The following is a 26617-nucleotide window of genomic DNA, read 5'->3' as shown; positions in this document are numbered from 1 at the left end:
AGCGACGGCGAGAAGAGAGAACCGAATGAACATCCCCACTTTCGGCGCCGCGGCCCACACGCCGCAGGGACTGCAGATGCCGTCGAGCCGCTACGTGCTGCCCCAGTTCGAGGAGCGCACCGCCTACGGCTACAAGCGCCAGGACCCGTACAACAAGCTGTTCGAGGATCGCGTCATCTTCCTGGGTGTCCAGGTCGACGACGCCTCCGCGGATGACGTGATGGCGCAGCTGCTCGTGCTGGAGTCCCAGGACCCCGACCGCGACATCATCATGTACATCAACTCGCCCGGCGGCTCGTTCACGGCCATGACGGCGATCTACGACACGATGCAGTACGTGTCGCCCCAGATCCAGACGGTCGTGCTCGGTCAGGCCGCTTCGGCCGCTGCCGTGCTGCTCGCCGCAGGCGCGCCCGGCAAGCGTCTGGCACTGCCGAACGCGCGTATCCTCATCCACCAGCCCGCGATGGGTGAGGCCGGCCACGGTCAGGCCTCCGACATCGAGATCCAGGCCGCGGAGATCCTCCGCATGCGCACCTGGCTCGAGGAGACCCTCGCGAAGCACTCGCACCGCACCAAGGAGGAGGTCAACCGCGACATCGACCGCGACAAGATCCTCTCCGCCGAGACCGCCGTCGAGTACGGTCTCGTCGACCAGGTGCTGACCACGCGCAAGCGCTCGCCCGCCGCTCTCACGAGCTGACATCGTGCGACAGACGACGCCCCGGTCCGAGCGAGGACCGGGGCGTCGTGCCGTCTGCACACATCCTGACGCGCAATACGGCCGTTGTCCCCGACTCCGGTTAGGCTCGATGTACCGCGCAGCTATCCGGGGGGAAGAGAGGCATCATGGCACGAATCGGTGAGAGCGCCGACCTGTTCAAGTGCTCCTTCTGCGGCAAGAGCCAGAAGCAGGTGCAGCAGCTCATCGCGGGGCCTGGTGTGTACATCTGCGACGAATGCGTCGAGCTGTGCAACGAGATCATCGAAGAGCGCATGGCCGAGCAGACCTCCGGCGAGGTCGCCGAGTTCGATCTGCCCAAGCCGCGTGAGATCTTCTCCTTCCTGGAGGACTACGTCGTCGGACAGGAGCAGGCCAAGCGGGCGCTGTCCGTCGCGGTCTACAACCACTACAAGCGCGTGCGCGCGCGGAGCACCATCATCTCCGCCGATCAGCGTGCCGACGAGGTCGACATCGCCAAGAGCAACATCCTCATGCTCGGCCCCACCGGATGCGGCAAGACCTATCTCGCTCAGACGCTCGCCAAGCGTCTGAACGTGCCCTTCGCCGTCGCCGATGCCACCGCGCTCACCGAGGCGGGTTACGTCGGTGAAGACGTCGAGAACATCCTGCTCAAGCTTCTGCAGGCTGCCGACTTCGACACGAAGCGCGCAGAGACGGGCATCATCTACATCGACGAGGTCGACAAGATCGCCCGCAAGGCCGAGAACCCGTCGATCACGCGCGACGTGTCGGGCGAGGGTGTTCAGCAGGCGCTGCTGAAGATCCTGGAGGGCACGGTCGCGTCCGTGCCGCCGCAGGGCGGTCGCAAGCATCCGCACCAGGAGTTCATCCAGATCGACACGACGAATGTGCTGTTCATCGTGGCGGGTGCGTTCGCGGGTCTCGAAGAGATCATCTCCGCGCGCGTGGGCAAGCACGGAGTCGGCTTCGGCGCTCCGCTGCAGCGCAAGGACGACGCGCCCGACCTCTTCAGCGAGGTGCTGCCCGAAGACCTGCACAAGTTCGGCCTCATCCCCGAGTTCATCGGTCGGCTCCCGGTCGTGGCTGCCGTCTCGCCGCTCGACCGCGAGGCGCTCATGGAGATCCTCACGGAGCCGAAGAACGCCCTGGTGAAGCAGTACCAGCGCATGTTCGAGCTCGACGACGTGGAGCTCGATTTCGAGCGCGACGCGCTCGAGGCGATCGCGGAGCTGGCCGTCTCGCGTAAGACCGGCGCGCGCGGACTCCGCGCGATCCTCGAAGACGTGCTCGGTCCGATCATGTTCGAGATCCCCTCCAGCGAGGACGTCGCGAAGGTCGTCGTCACCCGTGCGGCCGTCGAAGAAGGCGCCGCGCCCACGTTGGTGCTGCGTCAGAAGCGCAAGACCGCCTGACCCGCGTGCGCGGTCTGGGTCGGCGGTGAACGGCGTCTCCGGTCACGGCCGGGACGCCCGGGTCGGCCCCCTGCGCTGGAATGGTGTGCCCGGTCGCGCCGCGCGGTTCCTGATAGAGACGGATGCCGCGTCCGCGCTCGAGGTGGCGCGGTGCGACCTCGTGGCGCAGGGCTTCGCCGCCGGAGACGGCGGGTTCGGGGAGCGTGTGGCGCAGTCCGGTTCCGAGTGGATCGCGCACGACCTGTACCTCGGGGATGTGGAGACCTCGCGGAAGCGCGGTGTGCTCACCTGGCTCTTGGCGGACACGGGACTCGAGTTGCTCGTTCCCTTCCGACGCCCCGCCACGCCCACGCTGGTCGTGGCATGCGCCCGGCCTCGCCGAGCGGGTGCGGAGCTCGTGATCGCTTCCCACGTATCCGTGCGGGGGGCGTCCGACAGCAACGACGCGGCGCCCCTGCTGCGTCGTGTGTGGGACGGACTCGAGGAACGCTTCCGTGCCGACGGCGTTCTCGTCTCGCGCGAGAAGTTCTGGCGGATCGAGAACGACGACTCGCCCGCATCCCAGAAGGTCGTGCGTGAGCTTCTGGACTGGCGCTGACGCCTCAGGCGTCGAGGCCGCGGCGTCGCAGCAGCGGCTCGATGGCCGCATCCCGGCCGCGGAAGTCGCGGTACGCCTCGAGCGGGTCCTTCGCGCCGCCGACCCCGAGCAACCGGCGGCGGAACCGCTCGCCTGCGGCCCGATCCAGGCCGCCGTTCTCGCCGAACCACTCGACGGTGTCGGCGTCGATCACCTCGCTCCAGATGTAGGAGTAATAGCCGGCGCTGTAACCGCCGGAGAAGATGTGGGCGAAGTAGGTCGTCGAGTAGCGCGGCGGTACCGCGGGCTCCGTGAGCCCGATGTCTTCGAGCGCGCGTCTCTCGAACTCCACGACGTCGATCTCGGCAGACGCGTCCTCGACGCTCATCGAGTGCCACGCGAGGTCGAGCCAGGCGGCGGCGAGGTATTCGCTGGTCGCGAACCCCTGATCGAACGTTCCGGATGCGTTCAGTCGTTCGATCACATCCGAGGGCAGCGGCTCGTCGGTTTCGATGTGGCGGGCGTAGTTCTCGACGACGCCAGGTGCGAGCATCCACATCTCGTTGACCTGGCTCGGGAACTCGACGAAGTCGCGGAAGACGGCCGTTCCTGCGAAGTGCGGGTATCGCGTGCGGGCGAACAGCCCGTGAAGCGCATGGCCGAACTCGTGGAAGAGCGTGGTCACCTCGTCGAGGGTCAGCAGGGTCGGCTGTCCCTCACCGGGGTCCGACACATTGAGGTTGTTCACCACGACGGGCGCTGACAGGCGCAGCTCGGACGGTGTCACGATGGAGTTCATCCACGCGCCGCCGCGCTTCGTATCGCGCGTGTAGAGATCGAGGATGTAGAGCCCCAGACCCGCGCCGTCCTCTTCGAAGACCTCGAACACGCGAGCGTCGGGATGGTAGGCCACGAGGTCGTGTCGCTCGGTGAAGGTGATGCCGTAGAGCGCGGTGGCGGCCGCGAAGACGCCGTCGCGCAGGACGCGCTCGGCCTCGAACCAGGGGCGCAGTCCTGCCGTATCGATATCCAGCTGCGTCGCGCGCACCTGCTCGGTGGCGTAGGCCCAATCGTGCGCCGCCACGTCCGTGATACTGGAGACCTGTGCGCGTTCCGCCTTCTTCCGCAGCGGCGTTGCGGGATGCGGGTTCTGCCAGGCGGCGCAACAGTGCGGCGACGGCTTCGGGAGAACCGGCGGTCTGATCGGCGGTGACCGCGGCCGCATGCGTCGGGAAGCCGAGAAGCGCCGCACGCTCCGCCCGCAGGCGCACGATCTCGCGCACCGTCGCACTGTTGTCGTTGTCGCCGCCGCGCCCACCCCGGGCGCGCGAGGCATTCATGATGCGCTCGCGCAGCGGGCGGTCGGCGAGCGACGCCAGCCACGGGTGGCCCGTGAACAGCGGGAGCGTGATCAACCAGCCGTCCAAACCGCGCTGCTCGGCCGCTCTGGCTGCGGCGGACCGTTCGCCTGCCGCGAGCCCATCCAGCTCCCGCTCGTCGCTCACGTGCACCGCGAGCTCGTTTGTGTCGGAGAGCAGGTGCTTCTCGAACGTGGTGGTCAGCGTCGACAGCCGCGTGTTGATCTCGACGAGACGCCGCTTGTCGTCGGGGGAGAGGCCGGCGCCGGCAAGGGTGAGCTCGCGGAAGGTGCGCGTCAGCAGCCGCAGCGACTCCGCATCCAGATCCAGGGAGTCACGCGCCTCGTGAAGTGCGCTCACCCGCGCGTAGAGCCGCTCGTCGAGTCGGATCGCGTCGCCATGAGCGGACAGGAGCGGCGCGAGCTCTTCCTCGATCGCCTGGACGGCCGGGGTGGCATCCGCCGACGACACGGTGAAGAAGGTCCGACTCACACGGTCGAGCATGTCTCCCGCACGCTCGAGGGCGACGAGCGTGTTCTCGAACGTCGGAGGCGCCGTCTCGGACGCGACCCGCTCGACCTCCGCACGATGCTGACGAAACGCCTCGTCGAACGCGGGCAGGTAGTGCTCGGGCTCGATCGCGGCGTAGTCCGGAAGCGCGTAGGGAAGAGTGGACGGGGAGAGCAGCGGATTGACGGACGCCATCCGCTCAGACTATCGGCGCCGGCGATCAGGGCCGAGGCGCGCTCAGGCGAACTCGTCGTCGACGTCGTGGCGGACGACCGCGGTACCGTCGGCATCGAGCGACACGATGACGCCCGTGTCGAGCTCCGCGACCGGCCGGCCCTCGAGCCAGGTCAGCGTCCAGCGCGGCGTCGGCTGCGACGACCACTGCGACTCGGTGATGGCGGACTCGACGGCGGCGATCTGCTCCCGGAGCGAGGCGGGAACCGAGGCCGGCGGCTCCGTCCTGGCGCTCCAACGTGTGCCGAGCTGCATGTCAGACCTCCTGCGGGGCGAACTCGATGTCGACGACCTGAACCGTCTCGGCCTCGACGATAGCGAGATCCGCGATCCGGCCCACGGCCTTGAGATCACCTTCGGCGCTCGCTAGGGCGGCGGCGATGGCCGATGGTGCCCCGAGGGTCAGACGCGCGATCGGGGTCTTCTGGGAAGCCTTCGCCTCGGTCTTGGCCCGTCGGATGGCGATGAGTGCGGAACTGGCCGCGGTGAGGACGGCACGGTCGCCGGCCTCGGCATCCCCGTCGTCCGCGGTGAGCGGCTCGGGCCACGGCGCGGTGTGCACGGAGCCCTCCTCGAACCACGACCAGGCTTCCTCCGTCGCGAAGGAGAGCACGGGGGCGAGGAGGCGCAGCAGCGTCGACAGAGCCGTGCGCAGCGCCAGCGCCGCCGATGCCTGACCCACGTCGCCCTGGTCGTAGGCGCGCTCCTTGACGAGTTCGAGGTAGTCGTCGCAGAAGGTCCAGAAGAACGACTCCGTGATTTCCAGAGCCCGCGCGTGGTCGTACGCCTCGAACGCCATCGTCGCGTCGCGCACGACACGGTCGAGCGTGGCGAGCATCGCCGCATCCAGCGCATGGGTGACCCGGGCGCCCTCGGGAACGGGGAACGACAGCACGAACTTCGCCGCGTTGAGCACCTTGATCGCCAGGCGCCGGCCGATCTTCACCTGGGTGGGGTTCTGCGGGTCGAACGCGGCGTCCGCGCCGAGCCGGCTCGACGCCGCCCAGTAGCGCACCGCGTCGGTGCCGTGCTGATCCAGGATGTCGGCAGGCGTGACGACGTTGCCCTTCGACTTCGACATCTTCTTGCGGTCGGGGTCGACGATGAAGCCGCTGATGGCCGCATCCGTCCACGGCGCGCGGTCGTCCTCGAGGGCGGAGCGCACCATCGTGGAGAACAGCCAGGTGCGGATGATGTCCTGGCCCTGCGGGCGCAGGTCGAACGGTGCGACGAGGTCCCACAGCTCTTCGTCGCGCTGCCAGCCACCGGCCAGCTGCGGGGTGAGCGAGGAGGTCGCCCACGTGTCGAAGATGTCCTTCTCGCCTTCGAAGCCGCCCGGGACGCCGCGCTGCGACTCGTCGTAACCGGGTGCGGTGTCGGTCGTCGGGTCGACGGGAAGTGCGGCGACGTCGGCCGTGATGACGCCGCCCTCGACCCGCTCGCCGTTCTCGTCCAGCGGATACCACACCGGGATCGGGACGCCGAAGAAGCGCTGGCGGCTGATGAGCCAGTCGCCGGTGAGCCCGTTGGTCCAGTTCTCGTAGCGCACGCGCATGAAGTCGGGATGCCACCGCATGCCCGCTCCGAGCGCGAGAAGCTTCTCGCGGAAGGCCTCGTCGCGCGCACCGTTGCGCAGGTACCACTGACGCGTCGAGACGATCTCGAGGGCGCGGTCGCCCTTCTCGTAGAACTTCACCGGGTGGTTGAAGGGCTTCGAGACCTCGAGGAGTTCGCCGGAGGCCTCCAGAAGCTCGACCATCTTCTTCTTGGCGCTGAAGACGGTGAGCCCCGCCAGCTCCGCGTACGCGGCCTTCGCCGCATCCGTGTCGAGGGCGGCAGGTGCGTCGGGGAGGATGCGGCCGTCCTTGCCGAGGATCGTGCGGTTGGGCAGATCCAGCTCCCGCCACCAGATGATGTCGGTGACGTCGCCGAAGGTGCAGACCATCGCGATGCCCGATCCCTTGTCCTGCTGCGCCAGCGGGTGGGCGAGCACGGGCACCTCGACGCCGAACACGGGCGTGCGCACCGTCTGGCCGAAGTACGGCTGGTACCGCTCGTCGTTGGGGTTGGCCACCAGGGCGACGCACGCCGCGAGCAGCTCGGGGCGGGTGGTCTCGATGTGGATGTCGCCCGAGCCGTCGGTCTTGTGGAAGGCGAGGCGATGATAGGACGCCTGCTGTTCGCGGTCCTCCAACTCGGCCTGCGCGATGGCGGAGCGGAAATCGATGTCCCACAGCGTGGGCGCGAGAGCCTGATACGCCTCGCCGCGCTCGAGGTTGCGGAGGAACGCCAGCTGGCTCGTGCGGATGGTCTCGTCCGAGATCGTGCGGTAGGTCTGGGTCCAGTCGACGGAGAGACCGAGCTGGCGGAACACGGCCTCGAAGGCCTTCTCGTCTTCGAGGGTCAGCTCGTCGCACAGGTCGATGAAGTTGCGGCGGCTGATCGGCACCTGATCGGCCGGCTTCAGGCTCTTCGCGTCACCGCGGAACGGCGGGGTGAAGTCGGGGTCGTACGCAAGGGGAGGTGTCGCAGCGCACGCCGTAGTAGTTCTGCACGCGCCGCTCGGTCGGCAGCCCGTTGTCGTCCCATCCCATGGGGTAGAAGACGGTCTTGCCGCGCATCCGCTCGAAGCGCACCTTCACGTCGGTGTGCGTGTAGCTGAACACGTGACCGATGTGCAGGGAGCCGGATGCGGTCGGCGGAGGCGTGTCCACCGAGAAGACGCCGCCGCGGCCGGAGGTCTTCGCGGCCTCCCTGTCGAAGAGATACGTGCCCTGGGTGGACCAGGCCTGGTCCCACTTGGCTTCGAGGCCCTCGAGTGCGGGCTTGTCGGGAATGGCCATGGGTGTCTCCTCGATATGTGCGGCACCGTGTGAGCGTGCCTGAGTGTGCGGTGGGGCAAGTCTACCGGGGTGCCGACGTGCCGCATCCGAGACGGGGACGCGGCACGTCGGCGGGGGAGCACCGCCTCAGGATGCCTGCCCGCTGAAAGCGAGCCGCCGCGGTGGCGCGGATCAGGCGCGATCGTGGAGGGTGATCCGGTATCCGTCCGGGTCGGCAAACGTGAAGGTCAGTCCGAACGGATCCTCGACGGGCGGCGAGACGATGGTGTGTCCTGCGGCGACCAGACTGTCGTGGATCTCCTGGACGCCGGTCGCGTGCAGCCAGACGGCCGTGCCGATGCCCGGCTGATCGACGCCGGAGAGGTCGGTCTCGGGAAGGAGGTCCCGGAGCGCAAACGCGATGGGGGTCGTCGCGAACACGACAGCATGCGGGGGGCCGGCGGGGGAGCGCACGAGTCCGAGGTGGGTTTCGTAGAAGGCCTGCGATGCATCGAGATCGCGTACCTGGAGGGAGATGAAGTCGGGGCCGGTGACGGGCATGGGGGCTCCTCGATAGATGTCAGATAACTGACATGCAATCTATGTCAGAATACTGACATGAGTCAACCCGGGGCGCAGATCGATCTCGACACGTCGCTCGGCTACCTCGTCAAGCAGGCGGCGAGCGCGCTGCGCGTCGCGATGGAGGATGTCCTCCGGCCGCTCGGCATGACGATCACGCACTATTCGTGCTTGGAGCTGCTCGCGCAGCGGCCCGGCTCGACCAACTCGGAGCTTGCCCGGGGCACGTTCGTGACGCGACAGTCCATGAACGTGCTGCTGCAGGCGCTCGAGCGCGACGGCGAGGTCGTCCGCCCCGCGGATGCCGCCGTCGGCAAAGCGCTTCCCACGCGGCTGACCCCGTTGGGGCGGCGACGCCTCGACGAGGCCAGCGCGGCGGTGCGTTCGATCGAGGCTCGGATGCTGTCGGGACTGACCGACACCGAACAGTCCGCCGCGTTCGTCGCCCTGACCAGCATGGTGCGCTCGTTGCAGGCGGCTCCCGGGAGGTCTGCCTAGGCGAGGCGACGCGCCTCGGCGCGATCGATCGAAAAGCCCAGGTGAGGCATGTCCACCCCTCGGTAGTGCGTGGTGAAGGCGCGGCGCACCCGCATCCCGAGCCGGATGGCGACGTTCATGGACGCGATGTTCGTGCTCCGGACCTTCGCCCACACGGCGTCGACCCCGAGCTCGTCGAACGCCCAGTCGCGGCAGGCGGATGCGGCTTCCACAGCGAAGCCTCGATGCCACTGGTCGCGGCGGAAGAGATAGCCCACCTCGTGGACCTCGTCGGCTTCGATCCGCTGCCGGGTGATGCCCGCCTGGCCGATCATTTCGCCGGCGTGCGTGACCGCCCAAAGGCCGAAGCCGTCCTCCACATAGCGGCGCAGCTGCCCGGTGAGCCACGCGCGGATCTCGTCCTCGTCGAAGGCGCCCTCATAAGCGGTCATGGCGATCTCATCGCTCAGGATCGCCCGCAGGGCAGGAAGATCATCCTCGGTCATCGGGCGCAGCGTCAGCCGGTCGGTCGCGATCCGCATGCATCCATCTTCGTCGACCTGTATCCGCCTCGCGGCGCGCTAGAATCGCAGGCACAAGCACGGATCCGGCCATCACCGGGGAGCTCTCGGAAGAACGGCGTTCGCGCCCAGTAGACCCGAGCGGGGCAGGCCCGTCATCGCCGCAGTGAAAGTGGTCGGGGTCGTTTCTCCGACAAGCAGGGTGGTACCGCGGCTACGGCCGTCCCGGCAGGAAGAGTTCTTCGACCCCTGCGAGATGACGATGACCTACCCCCGTTCCTCGGCCTTCGGGCCCGCTGCCGACGTCACGCCGAGCCCGCGCTTCCCCGAGATCGAGCGCGAGGTGCTCGATTTCTGGTCCGCCGACGACACCTTCCGTGCATCCATCGCTCAGCGCGAGGGCGCCGACGAGTGGGTCTTCTACGACGGCCCCCCGTTCGCCAACGGTCTGCCGCACTACGGTCACCTGCTCACGGGGTACGCCAAGGACCTCTTCCCGCGCTTCCAGACCATGCGGGGCAAGAAGGTCGATCGCGTCTTCGGCTGGGACACCCACGGACTCCCGGCGGAGCTGGAGGCGATGAAACAGCTCGGTATCACCGAGAAGGACGAGATCGAGCGGATGGGAGTCGCGACCTTCAACGCGAAGGCCCGCGAATCCGTGCTGGCGTACACGCACGAGTGGCAGGACTACGTCACCCGTCAGGCGCGATGGGTGGACTTCGAGCGCGGGTACAAGACGCTCGACACCGGATACATGGAGTCCGTCCTCTGGGCTTTCAAGAGCCTGTGGGACAAGGGTCTCGCGTACGAGGGGTACCGGGTGCTGCCGTACTGCTGGCGCGACGAGACGCCGCTGTCGAGCCACGAGCTGCGCATGGACGACGACGTCTACAAGATGCGCCAGGATCCCTCCGTCACGGTCACGTTCCCACTCGTCGGCGCGAAGGCCGAAGCCTTGGGGCTCACCGGTGTGCGCGCCCTCGCGTGGACGACGACGCCGTGGACGCTTCCCACCAACCTCGCGCTCGCGGTCGGTCCTGCCATCGAGTACGCCGTGCTGCCTGCCGGTCCCGCGGGCGCCGCCGACGTCCACCGGGCGCCCGACGGAACGCCCGACGACGCTCTCGAGACCAGCGCGCACCGCTATCTGCTCGCCGCGGACCTCGTCGGCGCCCACGCGAAGGATCTCGGCTACGACTCGCCGGATGCGGCGCGCGACGCCGTGGAGCGCCGGATCCTCGGCGCGGAGCTGTCGGGTGTGTCCTACGACCGCCTGTTCGACTACTACGCGGACGCCGGGACGTGGGGCACCCAGGATGCCTGGCGCATCCTGGTCGACGACTACGTCACGACCACCGACGGCACCGGCATCGTCCACCAGGCGCCGGCATACGGTGAGGACGACAAGCGCCTCGCGGATGCGGCAGGTCTGCCGACCATCGTCAGCCTCGACGACGGCGGACGGTTCCTGCCGCAGGTCGCCGACGTCGCCGGCGAACTGTGGCTCGACGCGAATCGTCCCCTCATCCGTCTGCTGCGCCAGGAGGGGCGTCTGCTGCGCGAGGCCAGCTACGAGCACTCCTACCCGCACTGCTGGCGTTGCCGGAACCCCCTGATCTACAAGGCCGTCTCCAGCTGGTTCGTGCGGGTCACCGACATCAAGGAGCGCCTGGTCGAGCTCAACGAGCAGATCACATGGGCACCCGAGAACGTGAAGCACGGCCAGTTCGGCAAGTGGGTCGAGGGTGCGCGCGACTGGTCGATCAGCCGCAACCGCTACTGGGGGTCGCCCATCCCGGTGTGGAAGAGCGACGACCCCGCCTACCCGCGCGTCGACGTGTACGGCTCGTTCGAGGAGCTCGAGCGCGACTTCGGCCGCCTGCCCCGCGACCCCGAGGGCAATGTCGACCTGCACCGCCCCTACATCGACGAGTTGACCCGGCCCAACCCGGACGACCCCACGGGTGTCTCGACCATGCGGCGGATCGAGGACGTCTTCGACGTCTGGTTCGATTCGGGCTCCATGCCCTACGCCCAGGTGCACTACCCGTTCGAGAACCGCGAGTGGTTCGACACCCACGCACCCGCCGACTTCATCGTCGAGTACATCGGGCAGACGCGCGGCTGGTTCTACGTCATGCACGTGCTCTCGGGCGCGCTCTTCGACCGACCGGCCTTCACCGGTGTCTCCTGCCACGGCATCGTCCTCGGCAGCGACGGGCAGAAGATGTCGAAGTCGCTGCGCAACTACCCGGACGTCAGCGAGGTCTTCGACCGCGACGGCTCCGACGCCATGCGGTGGTTCCTCATGTCGAGTTCGGTGCTGCGCGGCGGCAACCTCGTGGTGACCGAGGAGGGCATCCGAGCGGGAGTCCGCGAGTTCCTGCTGCCGCTGTGGAACACCTGGTACTTCTTCGCGACGTACGCCAATGCGGCTGGCGGGCCCGACGGTTCCGGGTACGAGGCGCGATGGCGGACGGACTCGACCGATGTCCTGGACCGCTACATCCTCGCCCTCACCGGCGACCTCGTGCGTGATGTGGCGGCGGATCTCGAGGTGCTCGACTCGACGACGGCGGCCGCGCGCCTGCGCGACTTCGCCGAGGTGCTCACGAACTGGTACATCCGTCGCTCTCGCGACCGCTTCTGGGTCGGTGTCGGCGACGACGCCCGCTCGACGGAGGCCTTCGACACGCTCTACACGGTGCTCGAGACGCTGACACGGGTCGCGGCACCGCTCATCCCGCTCGTGGCCGAGCGCGTCTGGCAGGGGCTCACAGGTGGTCGCAGCGTGCACCTGACCGACTGGCCGGACGCCTCCGCCTTCGCCGACGCCGCCGACATCCGCGAGGCGATGGATGCGGTGCGTGAGGTCTCCTCGGTCGCCAACGCCCTGCGCAAGCGCGAGGGCAAGCGCGTGCGGCTGCCGCTGCCGCTGCTGACCGTCGTCGTGCCGCACGCCGGCGCGCTCGGACAGTTCGACGACATCCTGCGCGACGAACTCAACGTGAAGGCGATCGAACTGGTCGATCTCGGCGAGCACACCGCGACGGAATACGGCATCACGCACCGCCTCACGGTGAACGCGCGCGCCGCGGGGCCTCGACTCGGAAAGCTCGTGCAGCAGGTCATCCGCTCCGCGAAGGACGGTGACTGGTCCGAGCGCGACGGCGTCGTGACGGCGGGCGGCATCGCGCTCGAGCCCGCGGAGTACGACCTCGTCTTCGAGACCAGCGGGCGCCCGGAGGGCGAGGCACTCGCCGTCCTCGGCGGCGGCGGCTTCGTGCTGCTCGCGACCGCGACGACCCCCGCACTCGAGGCCGAAGGTCTGGCGCGCGACGTCATCCGCGCCGTGCAGGACACGCGCAAGGCCGCCGGCTTCGAGGTCAGCGACCGCATCCGGCTCGTCCTCACGTTCGCGGATGCGGCCGATGCCGACGCCGTCGCGTCGGCTTTCGATGCGGCGGACGTGGCGGGGGAGACGCTGGCGCTTCAGGTGCTGGTGACGGGCGCAGACGGCGTGGAACGCGTCCGACGAGCGGTTGACGGCGATGGTGTCGAGCACACGGGGGAGTTCACCGCGGGGGCGTACGCGAACGCGGGTGCGTTCACGGTGGGCGTCGCACGAGTGGAGGTCGCACGATGAGCGGAACCGAGGGCGAGCGCAACCGCGCAGATGCGGTCTACGCGGCGCTGCTGGAGCGGCAGGGCGAGCAGTGGGTGCAGCCGCGCATCGAGCGCACGCGCCGCGTGCTCGAACTGCTGGACGATCCGCAGCGCACGTACCGTGTCGTCCACGTGACGGGCACGAACGGGAAGACGTCCACGAGTCGGCTGATCGAGAGCCTGCTGCGGACCATGGGTCTGCGTACCGGGCTGTTCACGAGCCCGCACCTGGAGCGTTTCACCGAGCGCATCATGGTCGACGGCGAACCGATCGCGGACGCCGCGGTCGTCGAAGCGTGGGAGGAGATCCTCCCCTTCATCGAGCTGGTGGACGCAGAGCTCGTCGCCGAGGGCGGTGCCCGGCTCACCTTCTTCGAGGTGCTGACGGTGCTGGCATTCGTGGCGTTCTCCGATGCGCCCGTCGACGTGGCCGTCATCGAGGTGGGCATGGGCGGCGAGTGGGACTCGACGAACACCGCCGACGGCGACGTCGCGGTCATCGCCCCCGTCGGGATGGACCACGCCGACCGCCTCGGTGACACGATCGAGAAGATCGCCCGCGTGAAGGCCGGGATCATCAAGCAGGATGCCGCGGTCGTCTCGGCCGCGCAGGAGCCGGAGGTCGACCGCGTACTGCGCGAGGCCGCCGCCGCTCGGGGAGCGACGATCGCGGTCGAAGGAACCGATTTCGCGCTGCGATCCTATCGCCTTGCCGTCGGGGGCCAGCTCCTGGACGTGCAGGGTCTGGCCGGCGAGTACGCGGAGCTGTATCTGCCGCTCTACGGAGAGCACCAGGGTCGCAACGCCGCCCTGGCGATCGCCGCCGTCGAATCCCTCGTCGGTGCGGGCTCCCAGCCGCTCGCCCCCGACGTCGTGACCGACGGCCTCGGCCAGGCGACCTCGCCCGGACGCCTCCAGCTGGTGGGCGCGCATCCGACGGTCGTCGTCGATGCGGCGCACAACCCGCACGGGGCCACGGCGCTCGTCGAGGCACTGCGCGGATCGTTCGACTTCGACGAGTGGGGCGTCGTGCTCGGTGTCCTCGGCGACAAGGACGCGGAGGGCATCGTCGCGGCCCTCGCCCCCGTCGCGGCGCACGTGTTCGCCACCGCGCCCGACTCCGAGCGGGCGAACGACGCCGACACGATCGCGGACCTCGTCGAGGCGCAGGGCCTGCGTGTGACCGTCCATGCCGACCTCGCGGATGCGGCCGAGGCCGCCCGGGAGTGGGCCGCCGCATCCGATCGACGTGCCGTGGTCATCGCCGGCTCCGTCGTGCTGGCGGGAGAGGCGCTCGCTCTCGCGGAGGCGGAGGCGTGGAAGGACGGGTGGTCGGCGTGAGCGGCAAGCGTCCGCCGCGGGTGCGGCGCCAGCGCGGTGCGCAGGAGTCCCTCGCGCAGGTCGTGCTCGGTTTCGAGACGATCGTCGTCTTTCTCGCGTGGCTCGTGATCTACGGCCTGAAGTCGACCCCGGACGGTGTCGAGCCGTGGTGGGCGATCGTCGTGGGCTCTGTCTTCGCCGTCGTGATGATCGCCGCGAGCGGCGTCGTGCGCTGGCGATGGGGGATCGCGCTGGGATGGGCGCTGCAGGTGCTCCTCGCCGCGTCGGCGATCCTCGAGCCCGCCATTCTGCTCGTCGCGTTCATTTTCGGTGGCATGTGGGCGTATGCGACGATCAAAGGAGCATCGCTGGACCGCCGCAACGCGCGTCTGGCCGCCGCATCCGCGACTGCGAACGGAGACTGACCCACCATGGCCATCGAAGAAACCCTCGTCCTCGTCAAGCCGGACGGTGTGGCCCGCGGGCTCACCGGCGCGATCCTCGCGCGTATCGAGGCGAAGGGCTACGCGCTCGTCGACCTGCGCCTGGTCGAGCCCGACCGGGAGCGCCTCGAGCAGCACTACGCCGAACACGAGGGCAAGCCGTTCTACGAGCCCCTCGTCGAGTTCATGATGTCCGGCCCGTCCGTGGCGATCCGCCTCGCCGGAGACCGAGTCATCGAGGGGTTCCGCTCCCTCGCCGGAACCACCGATCCCACGACCGCCGCTCCCGGTACGATCCGTGGCGACTTCGGCCGCGACTGGGGTCTCAAGGTGCAGCAGAACCTGGTGCACGGTAGCGACAGTCCCGAGTCCGCCGCGCGCGAGCTCGGTATCTGGTTCGGCTGACCATCACCTCCACGACGAAGCCCGCCCCTCGAGCGAGGGCGGGCTTCGTCGTGAGCAGGACTCAGCCGATGATGCTGTTCACCTTGTCCCAGTCCAGCACGATTCCCAGGGGGCCGTCGCTCGCGCTCACACGCGCCGGCGCCCCGAGGGACTGTGCGGGACCGTCCAGGTCCACGAAGGCACTGTCGTCCGCGTTGCGCAAGGAGAAGTCGAGCTTGTCCCCGCCGAGCGTGTTGTTGGCTCGGATGATCTCGAGCATCTCCCGCAGGTCGTCCGGCGACACATCGTCGCGCGAGGACGTCCCGCCGACATTGAGCACGACCGCGAAGCCGTCGGTGCTCCGACTCGCCCACACGTCGGAGAGGCCGAGGTCTGCGGACTCCAGCGCCGCCGGAATCTTCTGCTCGTACGAAGAATCGGGCGGCGGTGCCGCGAAGCATCCCGTGAGAGCCGCCGGAACAGCGACGACCGCGGCCATGGCCGCCGTCAGGCGGCGGAGAAACCTCGAGCGCATGGCGCCCCCCTCTCAGTGCCGTCCGACCGGACGGCGACGGTGAACAGGATCATCGACCCTCCGACGCGGTGAACATGCTGTGCTCGACCACCTCTCCCGTGAGCAGGTCGAGTCCCGGAGGCGCGGTGCCGTAGATCTCCCGGTACTGCGCCTCCCACGCGGCCACGGAGTTGGTGTAGTTGTCGTTGTTGTGCGCCTCGATCGGGTTGCTCATCGGGGGCAGGATCACGCGGTTCACGTTCGTCCCCGTCGCACCGGAGACGTTGCCGTCGAGCATCGGCACCGCGTCGTTGGCGTGCTGGAACGCGTAGACGGGGATGTTCGGCGGAATGTTGAACGTGTCGATCGGAGAACCGTTGGTCACGACGCCCACCGTGTTGTACGGGAAGGTCGGGTCCGAGGCGAGGTTGGCCGCCATGATGCCGCCCTGGCTGAATCCGGTGAGCACGACGTCGTCTCCGGGGGAGACGCCCGCGTCCTTCATCGCTTCCAGCACAGCTCGCTCGTAGACGGTCTTGAACGCCGGATTGTCCATCATCAGTGCGACATTCGAGTCGCGATCGTTGAGCGCGCCCGTGTCTCCCATCAGCTGCCAGTCCTGCGTGGAGGGCAATGAGACGACCCAGTGCTCCTTGCCGTCCGGGCCCACCACGCGCTTGATGTCGATGACGGATGCATCCTCGCCGCCCATGCGGTCGGTGGTCCCGTTTACCGACACGAGATCGGACAGGGAGTCCAGGCTCCTGACCCCCTGCGCCTCCTCCCAGGCTTTGCGCTGCTCCTCCGTCATGTTCGCCGGATCGAGCTCCTCGACGTCGGCGTCCTTCTGGAGGAAGTTCTCGCCGGCGCCGCCCAGAATCGAGCCGACCAGGCTGCCGGCGAGGGGACCGAGGGGGCCGAACGCCGTCCCCAGCACGGAGCCGATCGTGCCGCCGATGGCCGGCAGCATCTGCGCGATGATCTCCTGCAGTTCGGCGAGTGCCTCTGCGACGAGCGGCATCAGACGCTGAATGAGCGACGCCAGCGCGAAGAGTGCCTCGAGCAGGTCGTTGACCAGGCGGGATCCCGCCTGGACCAGTTCGTACGCCGACTCTGCGAAGTTCTTGATCCGGTCGGCCGCCTCGAAGGGGTTCAGCGTGAAGGAGAAGAGCTCGTCGGCGAAACGCGACAGGCGCACGAGAAGATCGCAGACGAAGGAGCGGGTGGCATCGACGATGCGGGCGGCGAGTCGGAGGGCGCCGGCCGTCGCCGAGGTCCACTCGGCCGCGTCGGTGGCGATGACGGAGAGATCCTCGTATCGCTCACGGAGCGCACGCACGGTCCGGCCGTCCAACTCGGCCAGCGCGTTCCGCGCGCTCGTGAACTGCGGGGCGAGCTGCGCGAGCTCGTTGGCGGAGTCCTCCCACGTCGCGGCGAAGCCGGCGACCTCGGCGGAATTGCCCAAGAGCTGGTCGAACAGCTCCCTCAGCGGCTGGACGTACTGCAGCAGGAGTCCCGCGAAGCCGGGGATCTGCGCGCACGCGTCGCCTCCGGGGCCGGATGCGGGAACGCCGCCCGCCCAGCTGCCGCTGCGGATCTCTCCCGCGATCGCTGCGGCGCCGCTCACGACTCGTCTCCCTTGTTGAATGCGTCGACGGCGTCCTCCTCGAGCGCTGAGAAGGCCTTCAGTGCCGTCTCAGCGCCGTCGGCCATCTTGTCGGTGAGTTCCCGAGCGCTGTTCAGCAGCTCGCGGGAACGGCCGGCGAGCGCCTGCACGGCGGGCACGAGGATGCCCTGGCTCAGCAGGCCGAACGCGTCGCCGGACAGCGGCGCGTCGACCGCGCCGGACACCGTGGAGAACGTGCTCGATGCCTCGCGAAGGGTGGTCACCTGCGACTTGAGGATCTCGCCGTCGAGGACGATGCGCTGGTTCGCCGCCCCGCTCACGATGTCGCTCCCAGCGCCCGCGCGCTCTCGAGGTCGATCTGCGAGTAGCCGTCTGCGAGCGCCGAGAGCGCGGCGCAGATCTTGCGCACCGCCTCCGTTCGGCTCTCGAGTGCGTCAGAGAAACGCAGGCGCGACGCGTCGAAGGCGATCTGCGCCTCGCCTGACCATTCGGCGCGAAGCGTCTTCGCCTCGTCATCGAGCCGTTCCAGGATGTCGTCGATCGCCTGGGCCGCGGTCCGGATGTTGGTGGCCGCGTCCGCGAGGCGGATGGGGGTGACGGTCAGCTGATCCAGCATCGTGTCACCGCAGATCCGTGCCGGCGCCGAACTGAGCCTGCACCTGCTCGCGCGTCTGTGCGAGGAGGGGGGAGTCCGCCCCCAGCGAGTCCGCCATGCGCGCCAGGGCGGCGTCGGCGGCGGCGCGCTGCGCCTCGCGTACGGTGTCGGTCACGAGTCGTGACAGCGTTCTGGCGTCCAGGTCGAACGCTGCGGCTGCGATGTCGATCTGTTCGACGGCCCCACCGGCGCGGGCCGTGACGGTGACCTCGCGCCCGACGGAGTTGATGCTCGCCCGCGCGTCACGGACGTCGTCGGCCATGCGGGCCGCATCGTGGGCCGCGGTGCGCGCCCTTTCAGTCTGTGCGATCACTCGCATCCGCGCCGCTTCGAGTGCGGCCAGGCTGTCTGCTTCCAGTGACATCGAGTTCCCTCCCCTGACTCGCCATCACCCTAGCGATCCGGAGAAGTTCGTCGGGAACCCTTGTGGACAGCGTTCCGATCAGACAAGCGTCGCGAGCACGTGCAACCGGGTTTCCGCCAGCACCGCGATGACCGCGAATGCGACGACCGCCATCAGCGGTACCCAGGCCGCGAGGGACCCGGCGACGTCACGAACCCGCGCGCTGACGGGGACGGAGCCGTTGCGCAGCACGTGCAGCGTCACCGCGAAGAAGGAGGGGATCGTCACGGACCAGGTGACCATGCACCACGGGCACAGGGTTCCGAGGGAGAAGATGCTCTGCGCGATCAGCCAGCACACGAAGGCGAAAGCGAAGGCCATGCCGGCCCAGAACGTCAGCCAGAACCAGCGGTTGAAGCGTGCGCCCGCGAGAAGGGCCGCGCCGACCACGACGGGCGCGACCCAGCCGGTCAGGCCCAGAATCGGGTTGGGGAATCCGAACACGCTGCCCTGCCACGACTGCAGGTTGGCTGTGCACTGGACGAGGACGCTGAAATCGCAGGATGCCGTGGCGTTCGGGTCGGCGAGAAGGTGGAAGCGCTCGATCGTGAGCGAGAACGCTGCGATCCAGCCGACGACTCCGGCGATGATGAGCCAGACGGCCAGAGCGATCGGGCGTGCGGGTGCCTGGGAGTCGGACATGTTCGGATTATGGCACCGCGTTCTCATGCACGCGCTGAGGGTGACGACGGGCCGGGCATCGCGCCTGACGCAGATCGGCGCCGGAAGTGCGATAATGGCTGTCGATGCTCTGCGCGGCCGCGCTGCGCGGGTCATCGACGCAGACTTCGGGCAATGACCGCCCGCGCAGCCCGTGCCGTGTGCCGGCTGCAGACCGAATGAGCCGACGGCACCGCTGGTGCGGCGCCGCACGAGATTTTGCCGGGCGACGCGCGGTGTCGCCCCGGTGAGGAGTACGCCGGTGAAGGCCGATGACGCAAACCAGTCCGATGATCGCAATGAGCAGGGCGACGAGCAGCTGACGTTCCCCGTGGACGAGTCCGCACCCGCGGCAGAGGAGCCCGCGCTCGGCGATGTCTCGCAGACAGCCGACGTGCCCGAAGACCCTACGCCGGTGCATGACGCCGACGCCGACGCTGTGGCCGAGCCCGTGGTCGAACAGGCCGCCGAGGTGCCGGAGACATCCGCTGACGAGGCCCCGTCCGCTGACGAGACGCCCGTCGAGTCGGCGACGGATGACCCGACTGCGGCGGAGCCCGCATCCGATGAGGTCGCCGCTGTCGAGGAGCCCGCCGCGATCGCCGAACAGAAGCCCGAGGAGCCCGAGCAGAAGCCCGGCCCCGTCACGGCGGTCTCGCTCGGACTCCTTCCCGAGGTCTTCGTGTCGGCCGTTTCCACCCAGCTGCATTTCTACGCTCCCGAGATCGTGGCACTGCCCGCCCTTCCCGAACCGGAGGACGAGGACGCACCGTCCTCATCGACCCGTCGTCGCGGTCGCCGACGTGGCTCCGAGCGCGACGGTGGCGACAGCGGGGAATCCGCCCGCGCACCGCGTCAGCGGGCCGTGGAGGTCATCACCGAGCCTCAGCGCATCAAGGGCTCGACCCGTCTCGAGGCCAAGAAGCAGCGCCGCCGCGACGGTCGTGATGCCGGACGCCGCCGCCCCGTGGTCACGGAGGCGGAGTTCCTCGCGCGCCGCGAGGCCGTCGACCGCGTGATGGTCGTCCGCTCGAAGAACGGCCGCATCCAGATCGCCGTGCTCGAGGACAACGTGCTCGTCGAGCACTACGTGGCCCGCAACCAGGACGCGTCGCTCATCGGCAACGTGTACCTCGGTCGCGTGCAGAACGTGCTTCCGAGCATGGAAGCCGCCTTCGTCGACATCGGTCGCGGGCGCAACGCCGTGCTCTACTCGGGCGAGGTCGACTGGGATGCGGTGGAGACCGGCAACCAGCCGCGACGCATCGAGCTGGCGCTCAAGAGCGGCGACAAGGTCCTCGTGCAGGTCACGAAGGACCCCGTCGGGCACAAGGGCGCTCGCCTCACGAGCCAGATCTCGCTTCCGGGCCGGTACCTCGTGTATGTCCCCGGAGGTGCGATGAACGGGATCTCCCGCAAGCTGCCCGACACCGAGCGCGCGCGCCTGAAGCGCATCCTCAAGGAAGTCCTGCCGGAGTCGGCCGGTGTCATCGTCCGCACCGCGGCCGAAGGAGCGACCGAAGAGCAGCTGACGCGCGACGTGCAGCGCCTCACCGCGCAGTGGGAGCACATCAGCCGTCAGAACGAGTCCGTGCAAGCGCCCGCGCTGCTGCACTCCGAGCCCGACCTGCTCGTGAAGATCGTCCGCGACGTGTTCAACGAGGACTTCACGAAGATGCTCATCCAGGGCGAGGAGGCGCAGCACACCATCGAGGGTTACCTCGAGGCCGTCGCCCCCGACCTCCTGGAGCGCGTCGAGCGGTACGAGGGCGGGGGAGACCCGTTCGACGACTTCCGCGTCACGGAGCAGATCGAGAAGGCGCTCGACCGCAAGGTCTGGCTGCCCTCGGGCGGTTCGCTCGTGATCGACCGCACCGAGGCCATGACGGTCGTCGACGTCAACACCGGTAAGTTCGTCGGCTCCGGCGGAAACCTCGAGGAGACAGTCACCAAGAACAACCTCGAGGCCGCGGAGGAGATCGTCCGCCAGCTGCGCTTGCGCGACATCGGCGGCATCATCGTCGTCGACTTCATCGACATGGTGCTGGAGTCCAACCGCGACCTCGTGCTGCGCCGTCTCATCGAGTGTCTGAGTCGCGACCGCACGAAGCACCAGGTCGCCGAGGTCACCTCTCTCGGGCTCGTGCAGATGACCCGCAAGAAGCTGGGTCTCGGTCTGCTCGAGACCTTCAGCGAGGCCTGCGAAGTCTGCGCCGGGCGCGGCGTCATCGTCCACCACGACCCCGTCGTGAAGCACCGCGGAGGTGCGGGCAACGGGAACGGGAACGGGAATGCCAACGGCGCCGGCAACAACGGCAACGGACGACGCTCGCGGCAGAACACGCCGCCGCAGGCCCCGGCGGGCCAGGCGCACGTCATCACCGCAGGCGTGAAGTCGGCGCTGGCTCAGATCGCCGCATCCACGATCCACCCCGGTTCCGAGGACGCGATCGTCTCGGACGTCGAGGTCTCGGTCGCAACGGTCGAGGTCGTCGAGCAGGTGGAGGAGCGTCCTCGCGCCAAGCGCAAGAAGCCGCGCCACGAGGCGAAGCCCAAGTCGGAGAAGGAGCTGCTGCTCGATTCCGTCCTGGACGCGCTACCCGAGCCGAAGGCCCCGGGACAGGGGCGCGGACGTCGTCGCGTGACGACGGCGGCGCTGACCGGCACGCCGGTCGTCCACGTTCCCGACGGGGAGTGAGCCCGGCGTCACCGTCCGCGTCGTTCGCGGACGGTGACGCGCAGCCCCGAGGCGATCAACGCTCGAACGAGCGTGTGCCCGTCGACGGCGTGCGCCCCCGCGGACACGAGGCGCTCATGCGCGTCGTCGGGCACGTCGTAATGGTCGAGGTCGAAGCCGCGCCGAGGGATGCCGTTGGCAGCGGCGAACGCGTGGAGCTCATCGAGGTCGGTGTCGCTGATCAGGTGCGACCACAGGCGACCGTGTGCGGGCCAACGAGGGTCGTCGATGAGGATCGCCATCCGATGATCGTAGGGTGCCGCAGAACACGTGCGGGCGCGCGCGACACGCGCTCCGGCTCCTTTTGCCACCTCGGCCCTCGATCGGGTAAACTCTTCCTTTGGTGCGTCGCCCTATCGCTGGGCACCCGGCTTGACGATGTGCGAGTCGATGCATCACCGGACTTCTCCGCCCCTGGCGGAGTCCCTCCAGACAATCGGAGCCGAGCGCTCCCAAGACGAAACAGGTGTGAAGTGGTTTACGCAGTTGTGCGCGCCGGCGGCCGGCAGGAAAAGGTCGAGGTCGGCACGATCGTCGTCCTCGACCGCCAGCAGGCGAAGATCGGCGAGACCCTCGAGCTGCCGGCCGTCCTGCTCGTCGACGGCGACGCGGTCACGACCGACGCGGCGAAGCTCGCCAAGGTGACGGTCACCGCCGAGGTCCTCGGTGAGGAGCGCGGCCCGAAGATCGTGATCCAGAAGTTCAAGAACAAGACCGGTTACAAGAAGCGCCAGGGCCACCGTCAGGACCTCACGCGCGTCAAGGTCACCGGCATCAAGTAAGTCCAGGAAGAGGCGAAGAAATGGCACACAAAAAGGGCGCGAGCTCGACTCGTAACGGTCGTGACTCGAACGCACAGCGCCTCGGCGTGAAGCGCTTCGGCGGCCAGGTCGTCAACGCGGGCGAGATCATCGTCCGCCAGCGCGGCACGCACTTCCACCCCGGCGCCAATGTCGGCCGCGGTGGCGACGACACGCTGTTCGCACTGTCGGCCGGCGCCGTGCAGTTCGGCACCAAGGGCGGCCGCAAGGTCGTCAACATCGTGGGCGCCGCGGAGTAATCCGCCGTCACACGCAGACGTCGGCGAGGGGCGGGCTTCGGCCCGCCCCTCGCTTCATATCCAGGAGGGCGCACACATGGTCACGTTCGTCGATCGAGTGACGCTTCACCTGCGCGCAGGCAAGGGCGGCAACGGCTGCGTGTCGGTGCGCCGTGAGAAGTTCAAGCCGCTCGCCGGCCCCGACGGCGGCAACGGGGGCAACGGGGGAGACATCATCCTCGTCGCGGACCCGCAGGTGACCACGCTCCTGTCGTATCACCACTCGCCGCACCGCACCGCCGAGAACGGCGGCTTCGGCATGGGCGACAACCGCTCCGGTGCGACGGGCGAGCCCATCGAGCTGCCCGTGCCGGTCGGCACCGTCGTGAAGGACGAGGACGGCACGGTCCTGGCCGACATGGTCGAGCCCGGGATCCGATTCGTCGTGGCGCCCGGCGGACGCGGGGGGCTCGGCAACGCGGCGCTCGCGACCACCAAGCGCAAGGCTCCCGGCTTCGCGTTGCTGGGCACCCCGGGGTGGGAAGGCGACGTCCGTCTCGAGCTGAAGACCGTCGCGGACGTCGCGCTGGTGGGCTACCCCTCTGCCGGCAAGTCGAGCCTGATCGCCGCGGTGTCCGCCGCGCGACCGAAGATCGCCGACTATCCGTTCACCACGCTGCATCCGAACCTCGGTGTCGTGCAGGCCGGCGACGTTCGCTTCACCGTCGCCGATGTGCCCGGGCTCATCGAGGGCGCGAGCGACGGTCGCGGGCTCGGACTCGAATTCCTGCGTCACGTCGAACGCTGCACCGCGCTGGTCCACGTGCTCGACTGCGCCACGCTGGAGCCCGGTCGCGACCCGCTGTCCGATCTCGACGTCATCCTCGCCGAGCTCGCCGCCTACGAGGTCCCCGAGGGTCAGGTTCCGCTGCTGGAGCGCCCGCAGGTCGTCGCGCTCAACAAGATCGACGTGCCCGAGGCGCGTGATCTCGCTGACCTCGTCCGCCCCGATCTCGAGGCTCGCGGCTACCGGGTGTTCGAGATCTCCACGGTGAGCCGTGCGGGGCTGCGCGAGCTGACCTTCGCGCTCGGCGAGATCGTCGAGAAGCACCGTGCCGAGGTTGCGGCTGAGCCCGCGCCCGAACGCATCATCATCCGGCCCAAGGGCTCCGAGAAGGAGTTCTCGGTGCGGGTCGAGGGCGGTACGTACGGCCCGGTGTATCGCGTTCTCGGCGAGAAGCCGGTGCGGTGGGTGCAGCAGACGGACTTCCAGAACGAGGAGGCCGTCGGCTTCCTCGCCGACCGCCTCGACAAGCTCGGGGTGGAAGACGAGCTGTTCCGTGCCGGAGCGACACCGGGCGCCACCGTCGTCATCGGCGAGGGCGACAGCGTCGTGTTCGACTGGCATCCGTCTCTGTCGTCGGCTGCGGAGCTCATGACGGCTCCTCGCGGCACCGATCCGCGCTTCAATCTCGACGGGCGCCGCACGACCAACCAGCGCCGCGAGCGGTACCACGAGCGTATGGACGCCAAGGCCGCGGCACGCGCCGAGCTGGAGGCGGAGCGCATCCGCGAGGGCGACGAGTGAGCGTGAGTTCGCGCGCCGATCTGCCCGCGGCAAGGCGCCTCGTCGTCAAGGTGGGCTCGTCATCGATCAGCGGTGAAAATGCGGCGAACATCCAGCCACTCGTGGAGGCTCTCGCCGCCGCTCACGGCCGCGGCACGGAGGTCGTCCTGGTCTCGTCGGGCGCGATCGCGACCGGTATGCCCTTCCTCGCTCTCGACGCCCGGCCGTCCGACCTCGCGACGCAGCAGGCCGCAGCAGCGGTGGGCCAGAACATCCTCGTCTATCGCTACCAGGAGGCTCTGCGCCCCTTCGCCGTGGTCGCGGGACAGGTGCTTCTGACAGCGGGCGACCTCGAGAATCCGACCCACCGCTCCAACGCCCGTCGGGCCATGGAGCGCCTTCTCGGACTGCGCATCCTGCCGATCGTGAACGAGAACGACACGGTCGCCACTCACGAGATCCGCTTCGGCGACAACGACCGCCTCGCCGCACTGGTCGCCCAGCTCATCAGCGCCGACGCACTCGTGCTGCTCAGCGACATCGCCTGCCTGTACACGCGGCCGCCGGACGAGCCCGGAGCGCGACCGATCGCCGAGGTGCCCTATGGCGACGATCTCGCGGGGTACGAGTTCGGCTCCGTCGTCGTCAACAGCGTCGGCACCGGGGGAGCGGCGACGAAGGTCTCGGCGGCGCGGCTCGCCGCGGCCGCGGGTGTGGCCGTTCTGGTGACGAGCATCGACCTCGTGGATTCCGCTCTCGGCGGCGACGAGGTGGGCACGTGGTTCGCACCGAACCCGCATCCGGTGGAGCATCCGTTGACCGGACCGGTCCTGACGCGTCGCTAAACTGAGCGGATGAGTCTGACGACCGTCACCGCAGGCGAGCGGATGCTGCTCGCGAAGACCGCCTCGCGCGAGATCGCACGGCTCTCGGACCCGCAGAAGAGCCGCCTCCTCGATCGCATCGCGGATGCGCTGGAGGCTGCGACGGTCGAGATCGTCACAGCCAACGGCGAGGACCTCGATCGCGGGCGCGAGCAGGGGCTCTCCGACGCGCTGTTGGACCGGCTGACCCTCGACGCCGCACGCGTGCACGCTCTGGGCGGAGGCGGTGCGCGAGGTCGCGCAGCTGCCGGACCCGGTGGGGCGCATGCTCGAGGAGAAGACCCTCGACAACGGGCTGAACCTTCAGAAGATCTCCGTGCCGTTCGGCGTGGTCGGCTCCATCTACGAAGCGCGCCCCAACGTCACCGTCGATATCGCTGCGCTCGCGCTGCGCTCCGGCAACGCCGTCGTGCTGCGCGGCGGGACCGCCGCCGAACTCAGCAATGCGGCGCTCGTGCAGGCGATGCGCGGCGCACTGGCGGACGAGGGTATCGATCCGGAGGCGATCCAGACGCTCGATGCCTTCGGCCGCGCCGGCGCCACCGAACTCATGCATGCCCGTGGAGTCGTCGATGTGCTCGTGCCCCGGGGCAGCGCGCAGCTCATCGAGACCGTCGTCACCGAGTCCACGGTGCCCGTCATCGAGACAGGTGCCGGCGTCGTGCACGTGTACCTCGACGAGACTGCGCCGCTGGAGCGGGCTGAATCGATCGTGGTGAACGCGAAGGCGCAGCGTCCCAGTGTCTGCAATGCGGCCGAGACGGTCCTGGTGCACCGCGCGGCCGCCGAGCGGGTCGTCGGTCCGGTGGTGGCCGCCCTGCAGGCGGCCGGCGTGACGGTGCACGGCGACGAGACGGTGGCGCAGCTCGCGACCGGCGTGGTCGCCGCCGACGAACAGGACTGGCGGGCGGAGTATCTGAGTCTCGACATCGCGATGCGCGTGGTCGACGATCTGGATGGCGCGCTCGACCACATCCGGCGCTACTCGACGCACCATACCGAGTCGATCATCACGGACGACGAGACCAGCGCCGAGCGCTTCCTCGCAGAAGTGGATTCCGCGGTGGTGATGGCGAACGCATCCACGCGCTTCACCGACGGCGGCGAATTCGGTTTCGGCGCGGAAGTGGGCATCTCCACCCAGAAGCTCCACGCCCGTGGACCCATGGGCCTGCGGGAGCTCACCAGCTCGAAGTGGGTCGTCCGCGGCTCCGGGCAGGTACGCGGCTGACAGACTAAGCTGGGAGCGCCCGTGCGCCCCACCGATCGATCGGAGAACCGATGAGCCTCGCCCCCTTCCTCACCCTTGTCGCCGAGGAGGCCGAGCACCACGGTAACGTCGCCGCGGAGACCGTCGGATACGGGATCCTCGCGCTCCTCGTCTTCACCGCTCTCGCGCTCGTGACCCTGTCGTATCGCAACGTCGCCAACCGTCACGCGCACAAGGCCGAGGCGTACGCCAAGAAGCACGCCGCCGATCTCGAGCCGCGCGGACACGGCCACTGACTCTCGGGCA

Annotated in this window: 24 protein-coding genes and 3 pseudogenes; 15 read left to right on the top strand and 12 right to left on the bottom strand. The window is 68.9% G+C overall.

The genetic code is table 11. The features are described from left to right. Nucleotides 1–25 precede the first annotated feature (25 nt). From QE377_RS00475 to QE377_RS00465, 3 genes are all read left to right on the top strand, one after another. Nucleotides 26–703, top strand: a complete 678-nt coding sequence (locus QE377_RS00475; RefSeq protein ID WP_307318599.1) for an ATP-dependent Clp protease proteolytic subunit — start codon at nucleotides 26–28, stop codon at nucleotides 701–703. A gap of 146 nt (nucleotides 704–849) precedes the next feature. Continuing rightward, on the top strand, nucleotides 850–2118 hold the full coding sequence (clpX, locus tag QE377_RS00470) for an ATP-dependent Clp protease ATP-binding subunit ClpX (protein ID WP_307318597.1): 1269 nt from the start codon (nucleotides 850–852) through the stop codon (nucleotides 2116–2118). 25 nt (nucleotides 2119–2143) lie between these two features. After that, nucleotides 2144–2716, top strand: coding sequence for a hypothetical protein (locus QE377_RS00465; protein ID WP_307318595.1), 573 nt, complete (start codon nucleotides 2144–2146; stop codon nucleotides 2714–2716). Between the two features lie 4 nt (nucleotides 2717–2720). On the opposite strand, the pseudogene QE377_RS00460 reads toward QE377_RS00465, so the two are convergent. The 4 genes and pseudogenes from QE377_RS00460 to QE377_RS00445 all read right to left on the bottom strand — a co-directional run bounded on the left by QE377_RS00460 (nucleotide 2721) and on the right by QE377_RS00445 (nucleotide 8180). Then, nucleotides 2721–4758, bottom strand: a pseudogene (locus QE377_RS00460) (M3 family metallopeptidase). Nucleotides 4759–4800: 42 nt separating this feature from the next. After that, complete coding sequence (locus tag QE377_RS00455) at nucleotides 4801–5052, bottom strand: hypothetical protein (protein WP_137416784.1); 252 nt, start codon at nucleotides 5050–5052, stop codon at nucleotides 4801–4803. Nucleotide 5053: 1 nt separating this feature from the next. Continuing rightward, a pseudogene (valS, locus tag QE377_RS00450) lies at nucleotides 5054–7640 on the bottom strand (valine--tRNA ligase). A 171-nt stretch (nucleotides 7641–7811) separates the two neighbouring features. Beyond that, complete coding sequence (locus QE377_RS00445; RefSeq protein ID WP_307318591.1) at nucleotides 7812–8180, bottom strand: VOC family protein; 369 nt, start codon at nucleotides 8178–8180, stop codon at nucleotides 7812–7814. A 57-nt stretch (nucleotides 8181–8237) separates the two neighbouring features. On the opposite strand from QE377_RS00445, the gene QE377_RS00440 reads away from it, so the two are divergent. Continuing rightward, nucleotides 8238–8699: a MarR family winged helix-turn-helix transcriptional regulator gene (locus QE377_RS00440; RefSeq protein WP_307318587.1), complete on the top strand. Its 462-nt coding sequence runs from the start codon at nucleotides 8238–8240 to the stop codon at nucleotides 8697–8699. Here QE377_RS00440 and QE377_RS00435 read toward each other — a convergent pair. Further along, nucleotides 8696–9220 carry a GNAT family N-acetyltransferase gene (locus tag QE377_RS00435; protein WP_307318584.1) on the bottom strand — a complete coding sequence of 175 codons (525 nt, stop codon included), beginning with the start codon at nucleotides 9218–9220 and terminating at the stop codon, nucleotides 8696–8698. The genes QE377_RS00440 and QE377_RS00435 overlap by 4 nt on opposite strands. 241 nt (nucleotides 9221–9461) lie before the next feature. On the opposite strand from QE377_RS00435, the gene ileS reads away from it, so the two are divergent. Genes ileS through ndk form a run of 4 tightly spaced genes read left to right on the top strand, consistent with a single transcriptional unit; the run spans nucleotide 9462 to nucleotide 15036 of the window. Continuing rightward, nucleotides 9462–12848, top strand: a complete 3387-nt coding sequence (gene ileS / locus QE377_RS00430) for an isoleucine--tRNA ligase (protein ID WP_307325798.1) — start codon at nucleotides 9462–9464, stop codon at nucleotides 12846–12848. Further along, nucleotides 12845–14209: a folylpolyglutamate synthase/dihydrofolate synthase family protein gene (locus QE377_RS00425; protein ID WP_307318579.1), complete on the top strand. Its 1365-nt coding sequence runs from the start codon at nucleotides 12845–12847 to the stop codon at nucleotides 14207–14209. The genes ileS and QE377_RS00425 overlap by 4 nt, the downstream gene beginning before the upstream one ends. Further along, nucleotides 14206–14613: a DUF4233 domain-containing protein gene (locus QE377_RS00420; protein WP_137416790.1), complete on the top strand. Its 408-nt coding sequence runs from the start codon at nucleotides 14206–14208 to the stop codon at nucleotides 14611–14613. Before QE377_RS00425 ends, QE377_RS00420 begins: the two co-directional genes overlap by 4 nt. Before the next feature lie 6 nt (nucleotides 14614–14619). Then, nucleotides 14620–15036 (top strand): nucleoside-diphosphate kinase, encoded by a 417-nt coding sequence (gene ndk, locus QE377_RS00415; protein ID WP_137416791.1) that lies wholly within the window; start codon nucleotides 14620–14622, stop codon nucleotides 15034–15036. 61 nt (nucleotides 15037–15097) lie between these two features. On the opposite strand, the gene QE377_RS00410 is transcribed toward ndk, so the two are convergent. The 6 genes from QE377_RS00410 to QE377_RS00385 form a co-directional block, all read right to left on the bottom strand. After that, the gene (locus QE377_RS00410; protein ID WP_307318573.1) at nucleotides 15098–15550 is read right to left on the bottom strand and encodes a hypothetical protein; all 453 of its coding nucleotides are present in this window, start codon (nucleotides 15548–15550) and stop codon (nucleotides 15098–15100) included. A gap of 49 nt (nucleotides 15551–15599) precedes the next feature. Then, nucleotides 15600–17156, bottom strand: coding sequence for a hypothetical protein (locus QE377_RS00405; RefSeq protein WP_307318570.1), 1557 nt, complete (start codon nucleotides 17154–17156; stop codon nucleotides 15600–15602). Then, nucleotides 17153–17476: a hypothetical protein gene (locus QE377_RS00400; protein WP_307318567.1), complete on the bottom strand. Its 324-nt coding sequence runs from the start codon at nucleotides 17474–17476 to the stop codon at nucleotides 17153–17155. Before QE377_RS00400 ends, QE377_RS00405 begins: the two co-directional genes overlap by 4 nt. Then, a complete protein-coding gene (locus tag QE377_RS00395; RefSeq protein WP_307318564.1) occupies nucleotides 17473–17772 on the bottom strand; it encodes a WXG100 family type VII secretion target in 300 nt (99 codons plus the stop codon). The genes QE377_RS00400 and QE377_RS00395 overlap by 4 nt, the downstream gene beginning before the upstream one ends. A gap of 4 nt (nucleotides 17773–17776) precedes the next feature. Then, nucleotides 17777–18175: a YbaB/EbfC family nucleoid-associated protein gene (locus QE377_RS00390; protein WP_307318561.1), complete on the bottom strand. Its 399-nt coding sequence runs from the start codon at nucleotides 18173–18175 to the stop codon at nucleotides 17777–17779. Between the two features lie 78 nt (nucleotides 18176–18253). Further along, entirely contained in the window at nucleotides 18254–18856 is a 603-nt protein-coding gene (locus tag QE377_RS00385; RefSeq protein ID WP_307318558.1) for a vitamin K epoxide reductase family protein, read from the bottom strand. A gap of 280 nt (nucleotides 18857–19136) precedes the next feature. Here QE377_RS00385 and QE377_RS00380 point away from each other — a divergent pair, with 280 nt between their 5' ends. Further along, entirely contained in the window at nucleotides 19137–21572 is a 2436-nt protein-coding gene (locus QE377_RS00380) for an Rne/Rng family ribonuclease (protein ID WP_373459503.1), read from the top strand. Between the two features lie 8 nt (nucleotides 21573–21580). Here the strand turns inward: QE377_RS00380 and QE377_RS00375 are convergent, their stop codons facing one another. Further along, nucleotides 21581–21853: a DUF4031 domain-containing protein gene (locus tag QE377_RS00375; protein WP_307318554.1), complete on the bottom strand. Its 273-nt coding sequence runs from the start codon at nucleotides 21851–21853 to the stop codon at nucleotides 21581–21583. Nucleotides 21854–22084: 231 nt separating this feature from the next. Between QE377_RS00375 and rplU the strand changes: the two genes are divergently transcribed. The 6 genes and pseudogenes from rplU (at nucleotide 22085) to QE377_RS00345 (ending at nucleotide 26607) form a co-directional block, all read left to right on the top strand. Beyond that, entirely contained in the window at nucleotides 22085–22393 is a 309-nt protein-coding gene (gene rplU, locus QE377_RS00370) for a 50S ribosomal protein L21 (RefSeq protein WP_137416799.1), read from the top strand. Between the two features lie 20 nt (nucleotides 22394–22413). Next, complete coding sequence (rpmA, locus tag QE377_RS00365; RefSeq protein ID WP_137416800.1) at nucleotides 22414–22671, top strand: 50S ribosomal protein L27; 258 nt, start codon at nucleotides 22414–22416, stop codon at nucleotides 22669–22671. A gap of 76 nt (nucleotides 22672–22747) precedes the next feature. After that, on the top strand, nucleotides 22748–24238 hold the full coding sequence (gene obgE / locus QE377_RS00360; protein WP_307318547.1) for a GTPase ObgE: 1491 nt from the start codon (nucleotides 22748–22750) through the stop codon (nucleotides 24236–24238). Further along, on the top strand, nucleotides 24235–25062 hold the full coding sequence (proB, locus tag QE377_RS00355) for a glutamate 5-kinase (RefSeq protein ID WP_307318545.1): 828 nt from the start codon (nucleotides 24235–24237) through the stop codon (nucleotides 25060–25062). The genes obgE and proB overlap by 4 nt, the downstream gene beginning before the upstream one ends. Before the next feature lie 9 nt (nucleotides 25063–25071). Next, nucleotides 25072–26332 (top strand): annotated as a pseudogene (locus QE377_RS00350) (glutamate-5-semialdehyde dehydrogenase). Nucleotides 26333–26382: 50 nt separating this feature from the next. Beyond that, nucleotides 26383–26607: a hypothetical protein gene (locus QE377_RS00345; protein WP_307318542.1), complete on the top strand. Its 225-nt coding sequence runs from the start codon at nucleotides 26383–26385 to the stop codon at nucleotides 26605–26607. Nucleotides 26608–26617: the final 10 nt, after the last annotated feature.

The sequence above is a fragment of the Microbacterium sp. SORGH_AS_0862 genome (assembly GCF_030818795.1).
Taxonomy (GTDB): Bacteria; Actinomycetota; Actinomycetes; order Actinomycetales; family Microbacteriaceae; genus Microbacterium.
Note: the sequence above shows the minus strand (reverse complement) of the source record. Positions and strands in the feature narration are given on the sequence as shown.

Bases quoted from the DNA above. Each gene is read 5' to 3' on its own strand.
- QE377_RS00475 (WP_307318599.1), top strand. From the start codon at position 26: ATGAACATCCCCACTTTCGGCGCCGCGGCCCACACGCCGCAGGGACTG.
- clpX (WP_307318597.1), top strand. From the start codon at position 850: ATGGCACGAATCGGTGAGAGCGCCGACCTGTTCAAGTGCTCCTTCTGC.
- QE377_RS00455 (WP_137416784.1), bottom strand. From the start codon at position 5,052: ATGCAGCTCGGCACACGTTGGAGCGCCAGGACGGAGCCGCCGGCCTCG.
- QE377_RS00445 (WP_307318591.1), bottom strand. From the start codon at position 8,180: ATGCCCGTCACCGGCCCCGACTTCATCTCCCTCCAGGTACGCGATCTC.
- QE377_RS00440 (WP_307318587.1), top strand. From the start codon at position 8,238: ATGAGTCAACCCGGGGCGCAGATCGATCTCGACACGTCGCTCGGCTAC.
- QE377_RS00435 (WP_307318584.1), bottom strand. From the start codon at position 9,220: ATGCGGATCGCGACCGACCGGCTGACGCTGCGCCCGATGACCGAGGAT.
- ileS (WP_307325798.1), top strand. From the start codon at position 9,462: ATGACCTACCCCCGTTCCTCGGCCTTCGGGCCCGCTGCCGACGTCACG.
- QE377_RS00425 (WP_307318579.1), top strand. From the start codon at position 12,845: ATGAGCGGAACCGAGGGCGAGCGCAACCGCGCAGATGCGGTCTACGCG.
- ndk (WP_137416791.1), top strand. From the start codon at position 14,620: ATGGCCATCGAAGAAACCCTCGTCCTCGTCAAGCCGGACGGTGTGGCC.
- QE377_RS00410 (WP_307318573.1), bottom strand. From the start codon at position 15,550: ATGCGCTCGAGGTTTCTCCGCCGCCTGACGGCGGCCATGGCCGCGGTC.
- QE377_RS00395 (WP_307318564.1), bottom strand. From the start codon at position 17,772: ATGCTGGATCAGCTGACCGTCACCCCCATCCGCCTCGCGGACGCGGCC.
- QE377_RS00390 (WP_307318561.1), bottom strand. From the start codon at position 18,175: ATGTCACTGGAAGCAGACAGCCTGGCCGCACTCGAAGCGGCGCGGATG.
- QE377_RS00385 (WP_307318558.1), bottom strand. From the start codon at position 18,856: ATGTCCGACTCCCAGGCACCCGCACGCCCGATCGCTCTGGCCGTCTGG.
- QE377_RS00375 (WP_307318554.1), bottom strand. From the start codon at position 21,853: ATGGCGATCCTCATCGACGACCCTCGTTGGCCCGCACACGGTCGCCTG.
- rpmA (WP_137416800.1), top strand. From the start codon at position 22,414: ATGGCACACAAAAAGGGCGCGAGCTCGACTCGTAACGGTCGTGACTCG.
- obgE (WP_307318547.1), top strand. From the start codon at position 22,748: ATGGTCACGTTCGTCGATCGAGTGACGCTTCACCTGCGCGCAGGCAAG.
- QE377_RS00345 (WP_307318542.1), top strand. From the start codon at position 26,383: ATGAGCCTCGCCCCCTTCCTCACCCTTGTCGCCGAGGAGGCCGAGCAC.